14 protein-coding genes are annotated in these 18,213 nt (G+C 40.8%); 6 read left to right on the top strand and 8 right to left on the bottom strand.

Features of this window, described 5'->3' with window-relative positions:
- Window positions 1-795 precede the first annotated feature (795 nt).
- The 3 genes from GNE10_RS18265 to GNE10_RS36545 all read left to right on the top strand — a co-directional run bounded on the left by GNE10_RS18265 (window position 796) and on the right by GNE10_RS36545 (window position 3,152).
- Complete coding sequence (locus GNE10_RS18265) at window positions 796-1,500, top strand: hypothetical protein (RefSeq protein WP_242062039.1); 705 nt, start codon at window positions 796-798, stop codon at window positions 1,498-1,500.
- Between the two features lie 873 nt (window positions 1,501-2,373).
- A complete protein-coding gene (locus GNE10_RS18260; RefSeq protein WP_185566401.1) occupies window positions 2,374-2,925 on the top strand; it encodes a PsbP-related protein in 552 nt (183 codons plus the stop codon).
- Window positions 2,922-3,152, top strand: coding sequence for a bluetail domain-containing putative surface protein (locus tag GNE10_RS36545; protein ID WP_397325864.1), 231 nt, complete (start codon window positions 2,922-2,924; stop codon window positions 3,150-3,152). Before GNE10_RS18260 ends, GNE10_RS36545 begins: the two co-directional genes overlap by 4 nt.
- 190 nt (window positions 3,153-3,342) lie before the next feature.
- Here the strand turns inward: GNE10_RS36545 and GNE10_RS18255 are convergent, their stop codons facing one another.
- Entirely contained in the window at window positions 3,343-3,888 is a 546-nt protein-coding gene (locus GNE10_RS18255; RefSeq protein WP_185566400.1) for a hypothetical protein, read from the bottom strand.
- 180 nt (window positions 3,889-4,068) lie between these two features.
- On the opposite strand from GNE10_RS18255, the gene GNE10_RS18250 reads away from it, so the two are divergent.
- Window positions 4,069-4,644 carry a Uma2 family endonuclease gene (locus GNE10_RS18250; protein ID WP_185566399.1) on the top strand — a complete coding sequence of 192 codons (576 nt, stop codon included), beginning with the start codon at window positions 4,069-4,071 and terminating at the stop codon, window positions 4,642-4,644.
- Window positions 4,645-4,653: 9 nt separating this feature from the next.
- Here GNE10_RS18250 and recG read toward each other — a convergent pair whose 3' ends face one another.
- The 6 genes from recG to GNE10_RS18220 form a co-directional block, all read right to left on the bottom strand.
- Entirely contained in the window at window positions 4,654-7,143 is a 2,490-nt protein-coding gene (gene recG, locus GNE10_RS18245) for an ATP-dependent DNA helicase RecG (RefSeq protein WP_185566398.1), read from the bottom strand.
- Between the two features lie 105 nt (window positions 7,144-7,248).
- Window positions 7,249-8,106 carry a hypothetical protein gene (locus GNE10_RS18240; RefSeq protein WP_185566397.1) on the bottom strand — a complete coding sequence of 286 codons (858 nt, stop codon included), beginning with the start codon at window positions 8,104-8,106 and terminating at the stop codon, window positions 7,249-7,251.
- 304 nt (window positions 8,107-8,410) lie between these two features.
- Window positions 8,411-9,352, bottom strand: a complete 942-nt coding sequence (tsf, locus tag GNE10_RS18235) for a translation elongation factor Ts (RefSeq protein ID WP_185566396.1) — start codon at window positions 9,350-9,352, stop codon at window positions 8,411-8,413.
- A gap of 250 nt (window positions 9,353-9,602) precedes the next feature.
- Entirely contained in the window at window positions 9,603-10,397 is a 795-nt protein-coding gene (gene rpsB, locus GNE10_RS18230) for a 30S ribosomal protein S2 (protein WP_099066881.1), read from the bottom strand.
- A 269-nt stretch (window positions 10,398-10,666) separates the two neighbouring features.
- Window positions 10,667-11,719 carry a hypothetical protein gene (locus GNE10_RS18225; protein WP_185566395.1) on the bottom strand — a complete coding sequence of 351 codons (1,053 nt, stop codon included), beginning with the start codon at window positions 11,717-11,719 and terminating at the stop codon, window positions 10,667-10,669.
- A gap of 205 nt (window positions 11,720-11,924) precedes the next feature.
- Window positions 11,925-13,172, bottom strand: coding sequence for a hypothetical protein (locus GNE10_RS18220; RefSeq protein ID WP_185566394.1), 1,248 nt, complete (start codon window positions 13,170-13,172; stop codon window positions 11,925-11,927).
- 509 nt (window positions 13,173-13,681) lie between these two features.
- Here GNE10_RS18220 and GNE10_RS18215 point away from each other — a divergent pair.
- Together GNE10_RS18215 and GNE10_RS18210 are read left to right on the top strand one after the other, a co-directional pair.
- Entirely contained in the window at window positions 13,682-15,610 is a 1,929-nt protein-coding gene (locus tag GNE10_RS18215; protein WP_185566393.1) for an alpha-amylase family glycosyl hydrolase, read from the top strand.
- 332 nt (window positions 15,611-15,942) lie between these two features.
- Entirely contained in the window at window positions 15,943-17,082 is a 1,140-nt protein-coding gene (locus GNE10_RS18210; RefSeq protein ID WP_185566392.1) for an S-layer homology domain-containing protein, read from the top strand.
- A 257-nt stretch (window positions 17,083-17,339) separates the two neighbouring features.
- On the opposite strand, the gene GNE10_RS18205 is transcribed toward GNE10_RS18210, so the two are convergent.
- Window positions 17,340-17,777 (bottom strand): CAAD domain-containing protein, encoded by a 438-nt coding sequence (locus tag GNE10_RS18205; RefSeq protein ID WP_099066874.1) that lies wholly within the window; start codon window positions 17,775-17,777, stop codon window positions 17,340-17,342.
- Window positions 17,778-18,213: the final 436 nt, after the last annotated feature.

The raw sequence follows: 18,213 nt of genomic DNA, 5'->3' as shown, positions 1-18,213 counted from the left end.
GTTTGTATCAACCTTAAGTGGACGCTACCACATTTTCATGCTTGGCGGTGAAATTTTTTTCATTGGGACTGCCTTCTGAAAGAGACTGAAATAATCACATATATAGTATCAGTATTTTGAAGCGTATAAGCAAGAAGTGTAAACAGCCCAACTTATCAAGCTTAAATAGCCCAACTTGTGCCTAATTGTTGTGTAGCTTGTTGAGTTGGTGAATATGTAAAGTAGGTCACAAATAAGCTGGTTTGTAGTTTTCTCGAACTTAATCTAAGTATGTCATGAATTCAACGAATTGCTACGCCAGGAGATAAATGTGCGATCGCTCTTTTGTGGAAAGCATTTATTGAGGTGCGATCGCCATCCTGATTTGGCTGGTGTAAGCTTCATTGATTTTTATCCTTCTGAAAAAATAAGGAGACAGGTGGCAGAATTAATCGGTTTTTAGGTGCTGTGAAAGCAGGTGGGTTTGAACTTGCAAAGGTGCTAACCAATAATCCCTTTGTAAGCGTACCAATCGAAACAGTTAAAGGATGGCTTGAAGTATAACCCGTTTAGTGCCAGTCAATGCTTTAAAAACCTTGTGGTAAACCTTAAGGGAATTTTTAGGACTTGTTGTTTTTGCCAAACCTCAGAGAACAGCGAGTTAATAGTAAAAGCGTCATCAACTAACCCTCATAAATTGGCGAAGGTATTGATAACTGGTAATACTTGGTGAAAGTGAGATGCTGAGTTATTTTCACTTATCTAGTCCCACACAAAACATTTTACGAATATTCTGTAGAGGATTGAAAGGTAATCATGATGTACTCAAAAAAGGGCTTACAAAAAGTAGCTGAAGTTCTGAGTTTTAGCACATTTATTGTGTCACTTTCCTTACCTGTTTTAGCTGCCGAAGCAGATGCTCAGCCATTATCATGGAATTTGTCAAGAGATATAATGTTAGGAATTGGTAAAACAAATCCCACCCGGACTTGGACATTCATGAAGGCGCAAACCATACATAATCCGGGAAGTTATCAATTACTTGAGCAGTTTGCTTCTCCTTGTAGGAATTATGTCGGTGTGCTTCTTACAGGCATTCGATGTTGGCAAAGAGTAACAACCCCTTCTGCTTTCATACCCTATTTTGGAGGCGTGTATTCAAATGCCTCACTTCCAATTCCAGATTCCTTAATAGGTCTGACAGGTCTGGCTATTGCACACCCTACTGTTACCAATGCGGTTGTTTTGCGTTGGACGAGTCCTATTCAAGGGAAAGTCAGCGTATCAGGAAGAACTGCTCCAATGGGAGCATGTGGTAATGGGATTAAATGGTTTTTAGATCGGGAAAATAGTAATTTACTCTCAGGTTCAACAAACAGTTTCGCTGGGCAAGCATCATCCTTTGTAAAGTCCGATATCCCAGTTGCAGTCGGCTCTTCGTTGTTTTTTATTATTGATAGCAATGGAGAGGAAAGTTGTGATACAACAACTCTAGACCTACTGATTGTAGCCCAAAATTAAACATATCTCGTGATTTTAAGGATTCATTTTTAGAGGCTGTTTGAAAAGTATTTCGCTGTGATTTTAGGCGCTTTTAGATCCCCCCTAACCCCCCTTAAAAAGCGGGAAACTGAAATCAAAGTCCCCTTGGAAAGGGGATTTAGGGGAGCTAGAAAGTTTTGCTACCGACAAGAGGACTTTTCAAACATCCTCTTATCTCGACTTTATCCATTTTTACGAAACCCAAAACCTGACGCTGAAACCATTGAGAGACAGCAGTTTTAGTTTTTGGACTTGACCAGAAATCAGTGACATTGAAAAAGTATTTGCCAAAAAGCCAGGGTTTTTGCCGGATAAGGAAAGACGAGTTCTTAATTTTGGATAAAGTCGAGCTTATACTGGACAGGAATAAATCATGATTAGTAGTATTTATTTACGCAAAGGCAAACTTTACATCGATGCAACTAATAATGAAATTAGTGTATTACACAGGAAGAATTCCGCAATGAATTTGAGCGTTATAGGAACTCTATGTATGATTTTGAGAAAACCAAAACTGTTTTTGAAATAGAAGGTGATGGTGGATTATGGGAATTAGGAAGAATTGGCAATGGAAACATAGATCCTAGAACTACTTCCGGAACAAAATAATCAAATGCAAAGGTGCATAAAGTCTAAAATTAAATATACTCATAAAATGCTAGGTATTAAAATATATGGCAACGGGCGATTTTGGAATAGAAGCTTCTAGAAAAGTTTGTGAAGTTTTAACTTTCGATTAATTTTTAGGGATGAAACCCAAAAACGAAACTCAAGATCATCAAGATTTGTTGGGTTTATCAGCAGAGGAACCCAACGTACTATTATTCTTCATTTCAATTTCAAGGAATTACAATGATGAAAAAATATTTTTCTTGCTGTTGTCTGGTGACTATTTCAATTATTTTACTACCATCTGGTGCTGCTCATAGCCAAATAATAAGCGTTCCTACAATTCAATTTAAACAAAGTGAGAGAACGCTTTCCAGATTTAAAACATATATATCGCCAAATAAATTTTCAGTTCAATATCCAAAGGGATGGTTTATTACACCATCAGATGATACTATTATGATTCATAATTTTGTCTTTAGAAGACCTGCTGGTGGTGAGCTAAAAGCAGGTGAAATTAAAACAGATATAAATATCTTTAATCAATCATTTGAATCTACAAAACAATCTTACACAAAAGGCAGAATTAAGAAGCAGATTCAATTGAAAATTGGAAATCGAAAAGCATTAAGAATATGGGCAATAGAAGAATTCAATGAAAGCATAACTATACATACGATAGTTCAATATCGAAATAATCAAACTTTTTTGATCTCAAGCTTTTCAGAAGGATTAACGCCTTCAATGGTGAACACTATCCAAACAGTTCACGGATCTTTTAGGATTCTTGAATAGATGCGGCGATCGCTGCTTATGCAGATACTAATCCAAATCTGGCTGGAACACAGCCATTAGCTGCTAAACAAGCTGTATTCTTTGGTTGGAATGGAGGAACTTACCTATCAGTCAATGATAGTACTGCTGCCTTTAATGCTACCAGTGACCTCTTGATTAACGTTACAGGTATGATTGGTACTTTAGCGACTGGTTCGTTAACTACAAACAACTACTTTGCCGTTTGACGCAGACGGAAATTGGGCGGTGGGTGCGAGATAATGCAGACGTAAAAGGTAGTTCCAGTATTTTAGCCATCTACAATAATTAGCAAGCAGCAATAATTCAGTATGGCCAAAGATATTTTTCACACCGCCCTTAAAACTCCGCCAAAACCCTTATATAGGGATAAAATTTTACCTCTCTTTGATGGCAAGTCTACTGTCTAGCTGCTGCTATCAAATGCTGATGCACTAAATACTCAAACTGATAAAGATAGGCAGCAACAATTACTTGAATGAAGATGGAAATTGTAGGCAAATGCGGTAGTTCATTTTTAAATACAGTTAATAAATTAAATAAATCAGGAGATGGCATAAAAAGCCCCAAAAGACCAAATGCTATTACCGTTGAGAGAATATTCACCGACCAACCATATAATCCTTCCCACCAACTGAGAAAACTGGGCAAAACTCCTGGGGTTGCTTCTGTTTCCGTGACTCGACTTTCTGGGAAGAAGCTATCTAAAAACCGATGCAGCCAATGGTGAACAAATGCTACCACTATGATGGGGGAAAGTTGCGCTACCAAACTAAATAAATAGATTAACTTGAGAAAAATTACCCTGGGTAGTAAATTAATGAGCATGAAAATAATCATTCCCAGATAGGCGATCGCATACTGTAAACCAATTATTAATAGAATAAGAGCGATCGCATTCACCCAAAACCGGGGGGTAGGAATCCAAGAAGGCCAATTTTGCATAAATTTTTTTTAGAATGTTTGGAAAGCCGTAATCCTAGCTGAATTTCAAGATTGTTATGAAGTTTGGCAAGGAAACTTGCACCATCACCATAAAATCTCGAATGTGAAATACTTATGGTGGCACTACTCCTAAAAATCATCTCAATACTAATCTACTGGTAGCAAAATTAAAAGGCAATTATGACTGCCCTAATTCTTAACCTCAGCCCCACAATTGAACTAACAGATGAGCAATTCTTCCAACTGTGTCAAAATAATCGAGATTTGCGACTTGAGCGCACGGCAGAGGGAGAATTAATTATCATGCCACCAACTGGATGGGAAAGCGGAAATCGCAATAGTAGACTGACACAGCGCTTAGGTAATTGGACTGACGCTAATGGTACGGGGTTGGCTTTTGACTCTTCAACGGGTTTCAAGCTTCCTAATGGTGCAAATCGGTCTCCTGATGCGTCTTGGGTGAGTCGCCAGCGATTAGAAGCCCTAAATCCAGACCCCGACAGATTCCTACCAATGGCACCTGATTTTGCGGTGGAATTACGCTCCGCTTCAGATAGCTTAAAAACTGTGCAAGAAAAGATGCGGGAATACATTAGCAACGGCGTGCGTTTGGGTTGGCTAATCGATCCCCAAAACCAACGAGTAGAAATTTATCGCCCAGGAAAAGATGTTGAGATTCTGCAATCGCCCACTAGTTTATCAGGAGAGGATGTCTTACCTGGGTTGGTGTTGGATTTAGCACAGATTTTGAATTAATGACTGTTTTTACGTCAAAATCGCTCCGCCCATCAACCGCTCATACCGATATTTCAATTCTTCTTTCATCAAAAACCAGCGCTCTAAAGTCACATCCATCTCTATGATTTTTTCAGCTGCTTGCCGTGCCAAAAGTAAAACTTCTTCATCTTCAACCAAACTCGCCAAAGTAAAATCCGGCACTCCAGATTGACGAGTTCCCAGTACTTGCCCAGGGCCGCGAAAACGCATATCCATTTCTGAGATGAAAAAGCCATCTTGGGACTGTTCCAAAACCCTCAATCTTTGTTGTGCATCGGGATTCCTAGAACTGCTCATCAACAAACAGTAAGACTGAGCCGCACCACGACCAACGCGCCCGCGTAATTGGTGCAGTTGGGATAACCCAAATCGCTCTGCATTTTCAATGAGCATCACTGTAGCGTTGGGTACATCTACACCCACCTCAACAACAGTAGTTGAAACTAAAATTTGTGTTTCGTTATCCCGAAATTTAGTGATTGCGTCGTCTTTTTCGGCTGAACTCATGCGACCGTGGAGCAGCCCCACCTGAAAATCTGGAAAAACGCTTTCCTGTAACTTTTGATGCTCATCTACCGCCGATCGCAAGTCTAATTTTTCTGATTCTTCCACTAACGGCAAAACTACATAAACTTGCCTTCCTTGGGCAATTTCTCGACGCATCAGTTCATAAGCATGGTTGCGTTGCTGACCTGATAGCATTGTTGTTTGTATCTTTTGCCGTCCTGGTGGTAACTCATCAATTTGGCTAACGTCTAAATCCCCGTGTATTGTCAGTGCTAAAGTTCGGGGAATCGGAGTGGCTGTCATTGTTAACACATGGGGTTGCTGACCTTTTTGCTGCAAACGCGCCCGTTGTTCTACCCCAAAGCGATGTTGTTCGTCAATCACCACTAACCCCAAACGCTGGAAATTCACAGGGTCTTGAATCAAGGCATGAGTTCCCACCAATAGCGGTAGTTCACCTGTTTCTAACTGTGAATGTATTTGTCTGCGTTTAGCAGTTTTCGTGGAACCAGTCAGTAATTCCACTGGTAAATGCAGCAAGTTAAACCAACTAACTAACTTGCGATAATGCTGTTCTGCTAAAACTTCTGTGGGAGCCATCAGCGCCGCTTGGTAGCCAGATTGAATTGCTGCTAGGATAGCCAGCACTGCAACCACAGTTTTCCCGGAACCGACATCGCCTTGCACCAAACGATTCATGGGTGCGGGTTTTTGCAAGTCGTTGAGGATATCGTTAATGACTCGTTGCTGTGCCCCAGTGAGTTGAAAAGGCAGTATTTCGTAAAATTTCTCTATCAATTGACCGCGTGGCGCGAGAATAGCAGCCTTTTGAATTGCCTTTGCTTGTTGTTGACGTTGCAGTAAACCCAGTTGCAGGTAGAAAAATTCGTCAAATACTAGACGACGACGAGCGACTTGCAGAGTTTCGCCATCTTTAGGAAAGTGAATATTAGCGATCGCATCTTTCAATTCCATCAAAGCATATTTCTGCCGCAAACCACTAGGCAAAGGGTCTTTCAATTGAGCCGCAGCCGGTAAAGCCGCAATTACCGCTTGTCGCACTGCATTGGCCACCACTCCCTCTGTCAATGCATAAATTGGTACCACACGTCCAATATTCAGCGACTCAATGGCATCTCCTGGATTTGCCAAAACTTCTAATTCAGGATTATCCAGCGTCAAGCCGTATTTGCTCTCTTTCACCAACCCGCAGGCGGCCACAATACTACCTACCTGATAACGGCGTTTTAAACTTTCTTGCCAACCGCGACTACTATAGCGGCTACCTGCGTAAAAACGCCCAATTTTTATTTGACCACTGTTATCTTTTACTACCAATTCTAAAATAGATAATTTCTGATTCTTGGGGCTAGTAAAGCAGTTGCAACGCTTCACCGTTGCCACTATTGTCACCGTTTCACCCGCTTGTAACTCACGGATATTCACCTGACGCGCATAGTCAATGTGGTCGCGGGGATAATAAAAAAGCAAATCCCGGATGGTATACAAACCAAGACGCGCTAAATTATCAGCTCTTTTAAAGCCGATTTCTGGTAAATCACTCAGCTTTTGCTCAATTTTCGGAGCCAGCCTCCGGCTTACCTCGGCAACAATAGGAGTTGTTGGATTTTGGATTTTGGATTGATAACTTCTCCTCTGCTCCCCTGCTTCCCCGCTTCTTTGCTCCCCTTCCTCATCCTCCTGCTGTAGCTGGTGAAGATACCTACGAGTCTCTGCTACTAAGTGTTGCCTTTCTTCCACCGCTAAATGTGGATAACTGGCAAATTGCACCGCTAATCCTTGCCAACGACGGCGTTCGTTTTGGGGTAAACCTGCGGGAAATTTTCCCAAAGTCAAGCTGAGAAATTCGCTAAAGCGGTATTGTCTGCCCATCAAATCTGAGAAACCATGTTCGGCTTCTACTGCCAAGGCTTTGTGCAATCTTATCCAATCTGGTTTTTCATTACTCATTGGTTAGTAGAGTGAGGAGTGAGGAGTGAGGAGTTAGGAGTTACGAGTGAGGAGTTAAGAATAAATAACTCATAACTCATAACTCATAACCCCTCACTCATAACTTTATTCAAACCAACTAGCACGCCAAGCAGCTTCAGCTTCAGCAACGGTTTTTTCTCGAAGTTTCTTTTGATACTCCCGTTCTAGTTTGTTGAGCTGAACTAAAATACCCCGAATCTGCCTGCGTTCCGATGAGAGTGTCGGGTCAGCAAATTCAATTTCCCCCAGCCGCAAATTAATAGCCATAATCTGTGTCAGACCAGAATCCTCTGACTGCTGCTCATTGTCAATTTCAATTATTAAGTTTAATAAGTTGGGCGGCCCTGGCATTACTTCAGCAGATGCTTCTGATGCCGCCGCAGCCGCAGCTGCTAAAATCGGTTCTGGTAATTTTTTCGGTAATATCCCGGCTTTTTGTAATAAAACATTAGCCTCATGGGATACTTTTTTCAGTATTTCTTGCGTAATATCCTCTATATTCTGTTGCCATTTTGCTAGTTCTATGGGATTGGAGGTATCAGGGAATGAGAGGGATAAAGAAGTATTTTCTTCTTCATCTACCCCTACTTCCTCATCTCCCCCTGCTTCCTCATCTTGCTCATCTCCCCCTACTTCCTCATCTTCCTCATCTTCCCCTACTTCCTCACTAATATAAGCAACCAACTGCTCCGCTGCCACTTGACTTAACTTGCGGATGGCTTGTTGCAATTGCTGGCGCTGATTCAATGACAAATTCAGGAAGTTTTCTGGATACCCTTGAGTACAAAGGTGGTAAGTAGCTAGAATCAACTGTTTTTGTAAAGTTACTCCCAAGCTGGCTAGATAACTAGCATAAGCGGTTTGTAGTTGTAGTGCGATCGCTCCAATAGCTTCTTTAAGTGCTGCAATATCCCGCTCAATTCGCTCGATTGCTCTTGCCATAACTTCTCGCTCTTACCCATATCAACCACTAAATAGTACTAATGTACCTATTTATTTTAGATAACTTTCCCAAGCATTTTAAATTTTGAATTATATGCGAAATTTCGCTGCTCTATTAATAAAATACAGGTCAGGCTATTGGCTTGACCTGTCCTTAAATAAGTTAGGAGTTATGAATGTGAGTCATGAATTATCAAGTCAACTCCTAACTCTTAACCCCAGTTATGAATTATCAAGTCAACTCCTAACTCCTAACTCCTAACTCCTAACTCCTAACTCCTAACTCCTAACTCCTAACTAAATATTACTTGCCCATTTGTGCGGCGACTTCTTCAGCGAAGTTACTTTCTTCCTTTTCAATGCCTTCACCCAGTACATAGCGGACAAAGCGATTTACTTGGATGTCTTCGCCTAATTGCCCCTTGACTTGCTTCAACAATTCTTCTACGGAAATACTTTGATCTCGAATATAAGGTTGATCTAGCAAAGTCAATTCTTTGAGGCGTTTGTCAATTCGTCCCTGAACAATTTTTTCTTTGATGTTATCTGGCTTGTTCGCCAAATCATCCTTGGCCATTTCAATGGCTTTTTCTTTTTGAGCTACTTCGGCAGGAATTTGCTCTACGCTGACATACTCGACATTGGGGCAGGCTGCAACTTGCATGGCTGCGTTCCGCGCTAAGCTTTGGAATTCTTCTTTAGCAGCAGCTGATTCTGTTTTGGAACCCAATTCTACCAATACACCAACTCGACCGCCGGTGTGAATGTAGCTATCGACGATACCTTGGGAACCTTCTGCCAGTTCAAATTTGATAAACCGACGCAGTTGGATGTTTTCGCCAAGTGTGCCAATAGTCTGCTTGATGAATTCATCTACAGTCACACTTTGATCTTCAATGTAGGGTTGAGCTAACAAAGACTCAACACTGTCAGCAGTTGTCGCTTGCTTAGCCAGGTTTTTCACCAAAGCTTTAAAAGCGTCGTTACGAGCCACAAAATCGGTTTGGCAGTTGAGTTCTATGAGTACACCGACTCGACCACCGGATTCAATATAGGTGTCTACTAGACCTTCAGCTGCAACGCGATCGCTTTTTTTACCCGCTGAAGTGATGCCCTTTTTCCGTAGCCAATCTATGGCTTCATCTATATTGCCATCAGTTTCTTTCAGCGCCTTTTTACAGTCCATCATGCCAGCACCAGTTTTTTGGCGTAGCTCTTGGACGAGTTTTGCAGATATTTCCGCCATGTTCCCTCAATTCCTAACTTGACCTCGAAATTGTAATTGCTCACCTAATTTAGTGCTGAGTGCTGAGTTTTGAGTGTTCATACCAAATTGATGTAGGAAGTATTTTTTGAAATTCTGGAACTTTATAGCAAAGGCTTTTCATCCAAAATCCAAAATCTAAAATCCAAAATCCAAAATTCGTATGACTTATCAAAACTCAGCACCATCCAATTTGCTGAGTATCTCTATCTTACTCAGCCCTCAGCACTCATTATTCTTCTTCGTCGTCATCGGGGATCAAGGTGTCAGTGTAGTCACCCTCTTCGTAATCTTCCTCATACTCAGCACCTTCATAATCCTCGTAATCTTCTTCGACATCGAGTTGACCGTGACGACCTTCATAAATGGCATCTGCCAATTTTCCGACTATCAGCTTGATGGATCTGATGGCATCGTCGTTTGCTGGTATGGGGATGTCAACTACATCTGGGTCGCAGTTTGTATCCAGCATAGACACAATGGGAATGTTGAGTTTTTGGCACTCTTGAACAGCGTTATATTCCCGACGTTGGTCTACAATCACCACGATATCGGGGACTTTTCGCATTGTTTTAATGCCGCCCAAGTATTTTTGCAGCTTCGCCATTTCCCGACGCAGCATTGATGCTTCTTTTTTCGGCAATAAATCTAGTGCGCCGCTTTCTTCCCGCCGTTCTAAATCTTTGAGGCGGTCTACCCGTGTTTTAATAGTCGCCCAGTTGGTGAGCATTCCTCCCAACCAGCGTTGGTTAATGTAATGGGAACCGCAACGGCTGGCTTCTTGGGCAATAATTCCAGCAGCTTGACGCTTTGTGCCGACAAAAAGAAATTTCTTGCCTTGCTCAGCTTGTGTACGCATATAACTATAAGCGTCTTCCATCAACTGGGCAGTCTGCACCAAGTCGATGATATGCACCCCATTGCGAGATGTGTAAATATAAGGGGACATTTTTGGGTTCCAACGCCGGGTCTGATGCCCAAAGTGAACCCCTGACTCCATCATTTGAGCCAATGAAACAACTGGCATAAATTTTTCAACTCCATTCGGGTTAAACCTCCATCCAAGCGTATTTCCCAATTGAGAAACACCCGAATTCTTAGATGTGTGAGATTAGTTAGCCATACTAGGTTAGCATATTCGCTAAATTTAGGGGATTGGGCATTGGGCATTGGGCATTGGGCATCGGAAGAGGACAAGGAGAATAATTTTAACTTCTCACCGGAGTTTCAAAGTCTCCGGCTCAGCTAAACATTCAACACTCAGCACTCCCCGTTTGCCCCATGCCCCATGCCCTATTACGCAAACTCAATAGTCTCAACAAACTCTAAAATATTTTCCTTGATATATTCGGCTTCTTCTTCGATAGAGTCTGGTGTTTCGCCGTTGAGAAAGCTGTGCTGGCTGCTAACTATGTACAAAAATTGACCGTTGATAAAGGTAAGTAGCCCTCGATATGCATCTAATCTGACAGCAGTTCCATTATTTTCTTGCTTGGAAATCGTCGAACCTTTGGGCATATCCACTAATACGTAGTAAGCCCCTGATAAAGTATCTTCTAAGTATTTAGTATATTCTACTGTGGCATCTGGTACGTTCGCTAAAATTGCTTGGGGTACGTATTTGTCTACTAAAATTGTATGTAAATATTTTTCTTGTCCCAGAGATTCGAGTTCCTCTAACTGTTCCACAGGGAAAGGATAATAGTCAATTCTCAGCAAAGTCCCCATATCATCAGAAAAGCCTACTACTCCTTCCTGGCTTTGAATTCTACCGCCGTTTTCGATCTCCACTGGAACGGGTACTGTAAAATTACCCAAAGGAGATTTGTAGGTCTGTTGGATATATTCATCTATAATTACTGTTTCATCTTCATCATCTGCATATTCTTCTTCTTGTTCAGCTTCTTCAAAAACTGCAATTACTTCTTTAATAATTTCCTCTGCTTCTTCATCTTCAAGTTCTAAGGCTGTTTGTAGCTTTTTGAGGTAGCCTTGTTTTTGTTTAGGAATACCAAGTTCGTCGTCTAAAAGTACTATGACTGCGGCGGCGAAACCATCGAGTACCAATTCATCAGAAAGAGAAATTTTAGCGGTATTAAACAAGCAACCGAGTCCTTCGTCTTCTGCAATACCTATTAGTCGATCTACGATTTCGACAATTTCATCTTCTGAGTATTCTTCAAAAACCTCGAATTCCCAAAGTACACCAGCTAAACTTTCTGCATCTATATCTTCAATAGATAAATCAGCGATCGCTGTGACAGTTGCGATGGCTGCTACGGCTTCCTCTGGACTTAGGGATTCTTCTGATGTCTCGGATGAGTTAAAAATCTTGTCATATTTGCTCATAATTGTTACCAGGATAGATTGCTATATAGTCATAACAGTTTGAAAGTGAAAATGGTCAGTTTAGCAATGGAGTGAATCTCCAAAAGAAAAACTTCAGTAATATGCTGATTGACAACAATGTAAAATTTGAAATTGATGATTAAAAATCTGTAACAAAAAACTTTTGAGGAGAATTTCTCCAAAGCGATAACCAGAAAACTAGCCTTTACCACTCACTTTTGTATTCTTTATCTCCATTGGTAACATACAGAAAACGTTCGGCAATATTTTCGTAAAAACTGGCATCGAACCAGTAACCTTGGTGTCCTTGGTCACCCCAGGATGCTTGATATTTCATTTCAACGTTATCTAGGTTTTCATAGTAATCTAGGTGACCGCTAATTGGATCTTGCAGATGGTAGTAATTAACCCAACGAACTCCATCGAGTTTGCATTCAACTGGATTTTTGATTGAGTATTGATTTTTTTGTGTAAATTCTGGTTTGACGCGGAAGGAATTGAGGTGTTCTAAAATTCGCTGCCTAATATACTGTCCCTCCTGCGGTACTTCTCTAAAGAAAAAGGCGATTTTATCTAGTGGCGAACCAAAGGTAATTAATCCTTTTATTTTATCTAATAAAAGATTGTTATTTTTATCTTGAGAAAGGCTGGCTTCAATACACAGGAGGTTTAATGTGTCGTAAGCAATACAGCTACCAAGGGAATGCCCCGCTATAATTACTTGGTCGTAATTTGCTTGTTTATCTTTCAAAATTGCTTTCAGTAATGTTAAAGATTCCCTCAAAATTTGCTGACGAATTATTTTATAAGGCGATTTTTGGTCAGTGGTACTGTAAATAGTGATATCACCCACAAAATCAACCAATGGGGGAGTAACAAGTTGTTTGCTTAACTGCCAAGCTGATTGGAGAAAACGACCTTTGAGAAATGGCCCTGCTAAGAACAGAATTAACCAAACACCCATTCGTAATACTGGGTATAAAAAGTTAAATATCCGCAGCAATATTGTTAGCGATCGCAGCCGATATTTAAAAAAACTTTTATTATCTCTGTTAGCCAATAAACTATCTAATAGAAATTGGTTTTCTCTACGGTTATAAAACTTAATCGTCCCATTTAAAGTTTGTTCTGCCCATTGCAATATCTCAGGTACAGTGATTTTTTTTTCTGTATAAGGTGACCAGTAGTACTCGTGAACATCAATTAGCCAATCTTCATTACTAGCTGATTTCAATCTCACGAAGCTTTCTGTCCAAACAGACCCAGTTGATAGTCTGCGTTTAGCTATTAGATGTTCTAAATTGAAAGCTAAATTTTGTTTATCGAAATATTTCAGAAAATTATGGGTGAAAAAATCTACAGTTTCAAAAGGATTTTGTTCGCCAATACCGTGGATAAACAGAAATGCTGTGCGACCTTTGAGCAATCTCACCCTTTTTGGTTTATCTGTCATAAATGATGACCATTTTCATAGTAAATAGAAAGACAAAAATGAATAAATTCAAAATTCACGCATTAAATACAGCCACCCCACTTGCGGGTGGGGTTTCTCAAATTCTTATTTACTTTATTACTTTATTGAAAAATATTGAAGATAGTTAGTTATTTTTTAAACAATTAATTTCGCTGAATTGATCTGTGAAGCTGAACAACGATGTAATAGATGTGTCCACTTGAGTCCAACACATCCTCTTATCAGTATTTACCGTCAGTTTTAGACTATAAATTATTGATATTATTAAGTTTTGTTAAAAATGAATTGCCCCTAAAACTGCTATATTTTTTTTGTTTTATCCTCTAGCAGATGAATTATATCTATGGATAGAATTATAAACTAGCTAGCGGTAGATACGTACACCGCAGGCAGGATGTCAAAATACCGACGTTTGCAGTTACACAAGATATTCAAAACATCTACTGTTTAATATACAAACGTAAATTCCCTGAGATTTTGAGTTTTTTATGGTAAAAACACCTCCATCCCAATTTTCACCAGAACAATACAAAGTTGATTCAGCAACAGAAAAAGTAGAAGCTTTAATACAAACGCCTCCATCAGATACTGAAATCGATCTAGACTTTCTCTACACTAGGGATATTGAATTTCGTCAGGAGACAATCTACTTTCTTGTAGTCGATCGCTTTCATGATGGTGACCCAGATAACAGCGAAGGTGCAAACTCAGAACTCTACGATCCAACTAAGCAAGATTGGGGTAAGTACTGGGGTGGCGACTTGCAAGGTGTGATTGACAAATTGGATTATCTCAAAAACATGGGGGTTAGCGCTATTTGGTTAACTCCACTGTTTGAGCAAGTGGAAGAGTTGTTTGTCGGTAATGCTGCACTACATGGTTATTGGACAAAAGACTTTAAGCGACTTAATCCTCGGTATATTGCCAACGACGAAAACCCTTCTTTAAATGCTACTCAAGAAGAAAAAAATACTACCTTCGATCGCTTAATTGCCGAACTGCACAAGCGCAATATGAAGCTGATACTAGATATTGTCTGCAACCATAGCAGTCCTGATACCAGCGGTAGTAAAGGTGAACTATATGATGATGGTGTCAAAATTGCTGACTTCAATGATGATGTCAATCACTGGTATCACCACTATGGCGAAGTGCAAAACTGGGAAGACGAATGGCAAGTGCAAAACTGTGAATTAGCCGGTTTAGCAACTTTTAATGAAAACAATAGCGATTATCGTCAGTATATCAAGTCAGCAATTAAACAGTGGCTAGACCGTGGTGTAGATGCACTGCGGGTGGATACCGTCAAACACATGCCCATTTGGTTTTGGCAAGAATTCACCGGCGACATCAGCAATCACAAACCAGATGTGTTTATCTTTGGTGAGTGGATTTACAGTAATCCTAGTGACGATCGCTCCGTGGAATTTGCCAACCACTCAGGCATGACCATGCTAGACTTTGGGCTGTGCGTGGCAATTCGGGCAGCACTAGCCCAAGGTTCGGAAAACGGATTCCATACAATTCAATATATTTTTGACCAAGATCATCGCTACAGTGGGGCTACAGAGTTAGTCACCTTCATTGATAACCACGATATGCCCCGTTTCCAATCGCTGAACCCCGACCCAGCGATGTTGAGGGTGGCCATAGCCTTGATCATGACATCTCGTGGTATTCCCTGTATATATTACGGCACAGAACAATATCTGCATAACGACACCGACGGCGGTAACGATCCATATAATCGCCCGATGATGGAAAGCTGGGATACAGATACAGAAGTATATCGTTACATCAGATTATTGTCTGGTTTACGGCGACTCAATCCCGCAGTTTCAATGGGTAGCCACTGGCAAAAATACTTAACAAACGACGTTTATTGTTACGTCCGCCGTTATCGCGATTCTCTATGTTTCGTTGCTTTAAACCGGGGAGGAGAAGTTACTCTCCCAGAAGTAGAAACAGAATTACCTGATGGCGAACATACTTGTGTATTAACTCGTAACAAGTATGAAGTGAAAGACGGCAAAATCTACGACTTGGTACTCGAAGAACGGGGAGTAATTGTTTTCAGCCACGTAGGAGAACGGATTAAAGGGCAAACCATAGTCCGCGCCCAACTGAATGGCGTACAAACTCAACCAGGCGAAACCATTGTTGTGATTGGAGACTGCCCAGAGTTAGGCAACTGGGATATTAGCAAAGCCTATCCTTTGGAATACATCAATACTAATACTTGGTTTGCCGAGATTCCCTTCAATGAGAGTGCAGGCAAACTGATTGCCTATAAATATGCCTTATGGCGGGAAGGGCAATCGCCCCTGCGGGAAAATCTCGTTAACCGCCGTTGGGTAATTGCCAAAGAAGGTACCGTTAAATGGCGTGATACCTGGGCTAGTGGACGGGAATCTTAGAATTGGGCATGGGGCATTGGGCAAGGGGGAGAATGAAAAATTACTTCTTTCCCCCCTGCTCCCTTGTCTCCCTCATCTCCCTCATCTTTGCACCTCCCCACTTCCCTACTCAGTTTTTCAACTAAGGAATAGAACAGGAACGCCAAAGATCTGAACGCCTAGCTGCTCAATTGCGTAGACACGAAGTGGCTTGTGGTCAGACATCGCTCGGTTTGGAACCAGAAGTATAATATTTTTCTTGGAATTATAAATCGAAAATCGCTGGTGTAAAATTATCATCTGTGGCTTAATTTTTTTAGACACAGATTTTACTGCTACCAGGTGCGATCGCGATGACAAATAGACCTCCTTCCGAACCTGAGTCATCTCAAAAAACTGCCCTTGGCTTTGATGAATTTATAGCGATTTTAGTTGCCTTCACTACTATTGGAGCAATTCTTTTTTGGTCATTGTCACGCAGAGATTCTAGTTGGAATTTCAACAGTTTGCTCTCGCCTTCCCCCACTAGTTCTGCTAGCGCTTACCCCGATAAAGTATCACCTTCTCCTACTCCCAAAGTAGAACCAAATCCAGCTTCTGAATTCAACTCCTCTCCAACTGCAACTGTTGAACCCAAAACACCTTTATTACCGACTAATACCCCAACTCCTTACCCTGAAGTCTTATCATCTCCTAAAGTAACTCCGACTCAATCTCCACAACCACAAATACCTGTATCCTCTTCATTAGGGCTTGAGTCCTCAATTGCATCATCAGCGTTACCTTTAGTAACCCCAGCAAAACCAAAATCAATTATTCCACCGCCAATTGCATTCAATGATGTGCCAAGTAACTTCTGGGGTCGGCGTTTCATAGATGTTCTCTCTTCTCGTAGTATTCTCAAAGGATTTCCTGATTATTCTTTTAGACCAAACCAGCCTGTAAACCGCGCTGAATTTGCTGCCATACTACAAAAAGCTTTTAACCAAGAAATTTCTAAGAACGCCATCGACTTTCAAGATGTACCAACAACATTTTGGGCAAATTCAGCAATTAACCAAGCCATCAGTAGCGGATTTCTCAAAGGCTACCCAGAAAAAACCTTCAAGCCACAACAAAATATTTCAAGAGTACAGGTTTTAGTTGCCCTTGCTAGTGGGTTGAATTTGAAAACACCTAATTCGCCAAATCAGATTTTAAGTGTTTATCAAGATGCTAAAGATATCCCGTCATATGCTAGAGCTAAAATAGCTGCTGCTACAGCTAATGAACTTGTGGTTAACTATCCAAACCTACAAATCCTTGCTCCCAACAAAATAGCAACTCGCGGTGAAGTGGCGGCGATGATTCATCAAGCTTTAGTTAAACAAGGTAAATTCAAGGCAATTTCATCTGAAAACATAGTGCGTAGGCATAACCCATCAGAACTATTACCCATTCCAAAACAAAACCCAAAGGTTAACTTATCAGCAGGCGGATCATCTCAAGAATAAACTTCCAAGTAAAAAATATTTCATTATTGTGTAGGCAGGGAGCAGGGGAGAATAATAATTAACTAGTCGCCACTCACCAGTCCCCAGTCATCAGTCATCAGTCAACAATCAACCTGATTTTTAGATCGAAACTTCTCCTATGAAAGACGCTACGCCTAGCAAAATCCAGACGAGTGGGTGGAGATTATAAAATCAGGCGTGATTTTGAATGAGAGCATTGGCGTAGCGTCTTGATAAGAGAAGCAAAAGTTCAGATATTAAGCTTCTGGAACTTGTTTACCAACAACTTGTGATTTAAGAGTAGTGATTTCAGAAGTTAACTCTTTTCTAGTTGAGGCTTTGAGTAAATAGCGGTAAACAAACCAAGCAGAGTAGCCAATACCAATCAACTCAAAAGTAGGAGCCACCAAGGGAATATCATTTAGAGCATCCAATACTGCCAAGAGTACTTTAACTCCAACAATTGCTCCCACAATTAGACCAACGCTAACCAAGGGCTGCTTATATTGCTTAAAGAAGTTTCCGACGTATTCAGGTAACGATGCTAAAAAGCTAGAAATTTGCTCTCCATATTTTAGCCATTCGTCTTGGGGCTGGGCGGGAGGCTGGAGTTTGGTAATGGTTCCCGTTTGGGTGTTGATTTCTGGCACTGTAGCCTCTTTGGATGTGGTTTCCGTAAAATCTTGTTCTGGCATTTTTACTCCCAATAAATTTGACAGTTGAGTTTTTTTAATGTGGATAATTACAACCAAAAGGCTGTTGATTAGGTAATGTACGAATCCGCCACCACAATTGAGTCAAGGGCAAAAAAATGATTTTAGTATCCTATAACCATAATTGCCCGTAACATCTACTGCATCAACTACAAGGTAGAAAGTCAGTAGTATGATAGAACTCACAAGGCAGCAGAATGTATTATAATCAGCTTCCTGAGTTGTATTTTTTGTCATCAACTCGAATCCTCAGGTTGTAGATTATCCGATTTCGTGTCATTTGCCCATAATCGTACTAAATCTAGATACAAATCATGCAAAAATTAATCCACCTCTCATTTATATAAGCTTAAAAACCGATTTTATCGGATATTAAAGCTATCTTAAGGCATGGGGCATGGGGCATTGGGCATGGGGC

Source organism: Nostoc sp. 2RC (assembly GCF_014222165.1).
Classification (GTDB): domain Bacteria; phylum Cyanobacteriota; class Cyanobacteriia; order Cyanobacteriales; family Nostocaceae; genus Nostoc; species Nostoc linckia.
This window is presented reverse-complemented; position numbering and strand designations above follow the sequence as displayed.

What these genes read in the sequence shown, in the direction of transcription:
- rpsB (WP_099066881.1), bottom strand. Translation starts at nt 10,397, where the DNA reads ATGCCAGTTGTTTCATTGGCTCAAATGATGGAGTCAGGGGTTCACTTT.
- GNE10_RS18220 (WP_185566394.1), bottom strand. Translation starts at nt 13,172, where the DNA reads ATGACAGATAAACCAAAAAGGGTGAGATTGCTCAAAGGTCGCACAGCA.
- GNE10_RS18260 (WP_185566401.1), top strand. Translation starts at nt 2,374, where the DNA reads ATGATGAAAAAATATTTTTCTTGCTGTTGTCTGGTGACTATTTCAATT.
- GNE10_RS18255 (WP_185566400.1), bottom strand. Translation starts at nt 3,888, where the DNA reads ATGCAAAATTGGCCTTCTTGGATTCCTACCCCCCGGTTTTGGGTGAAT.
- GNE10_RS18210 (WP_185566392.1), top strand. Translation starts at nt 15,943, where the DNA reads ATGACAAATAGACCTCCTTCCGAACCTGAGTCATCTCAAAAAACTGCC.
- GNE10_RS18265 (WP_242062039.1), top strand. Translation starts at nt 796, where the DNA reads ATGATGTACTCAAAAAAGGGCTTACAAAAAGTAGCTGAAGTTCTGAGT.
- GNE10_RS18225 (WP_185566395.1), bottom strand. Translation starts at nt 11,719, where the DNA reads ATGAGCAAATATGACAAGATTTTTAACTCATCCGAGACATCAGAAGAA.
- GNE10_RS18215 (WP_185566393.1), top strand. Translation starts at nt 13,682, where the DNA reads ATGGTAAAAACACCTCCATCCCAATTTTCACCAGAACAATACAAAGTT.
- GNE10_RS18250 (WP_185566399.1), top strand. Translation starts at nt 4,069, where the DNA reads ATGACTGCCCTAATTCTTAACCTCAGCCCCACAATTGAACTAACAGAT.
- GNE10_RS18240 (WP_185566397.1), bottom strand. Translation starts at nt 8,106, where the DNA reads ATGGCAAGAGCAATCGAGCGAATTGAGCGGGATATTGCAGCACTTAAA.
- tsf (WP_185566396.1), bottom strand. Translation starts at nt 9,352, where the DNA reads ATGGCGGAAATATCTGCAAAACTCGTCCAAGAGCTACGCCAAAAAACT.
- recG (WP_185566398.1), bottom strand. Translation starts at nt 7,143, where the DNA reads ATGAGTAATGAAAAACCAGATTGGATAAGATTGCACAAAGCCTTGGCA.
- GNE10_RS18205 (WP_099066874.1), bottom strand. Translation starts at nt 17,777, where the DNA reads ATGCCAGAACAAGATTTTACGGAAACCACATCCAAAGAGGCTACAGTG.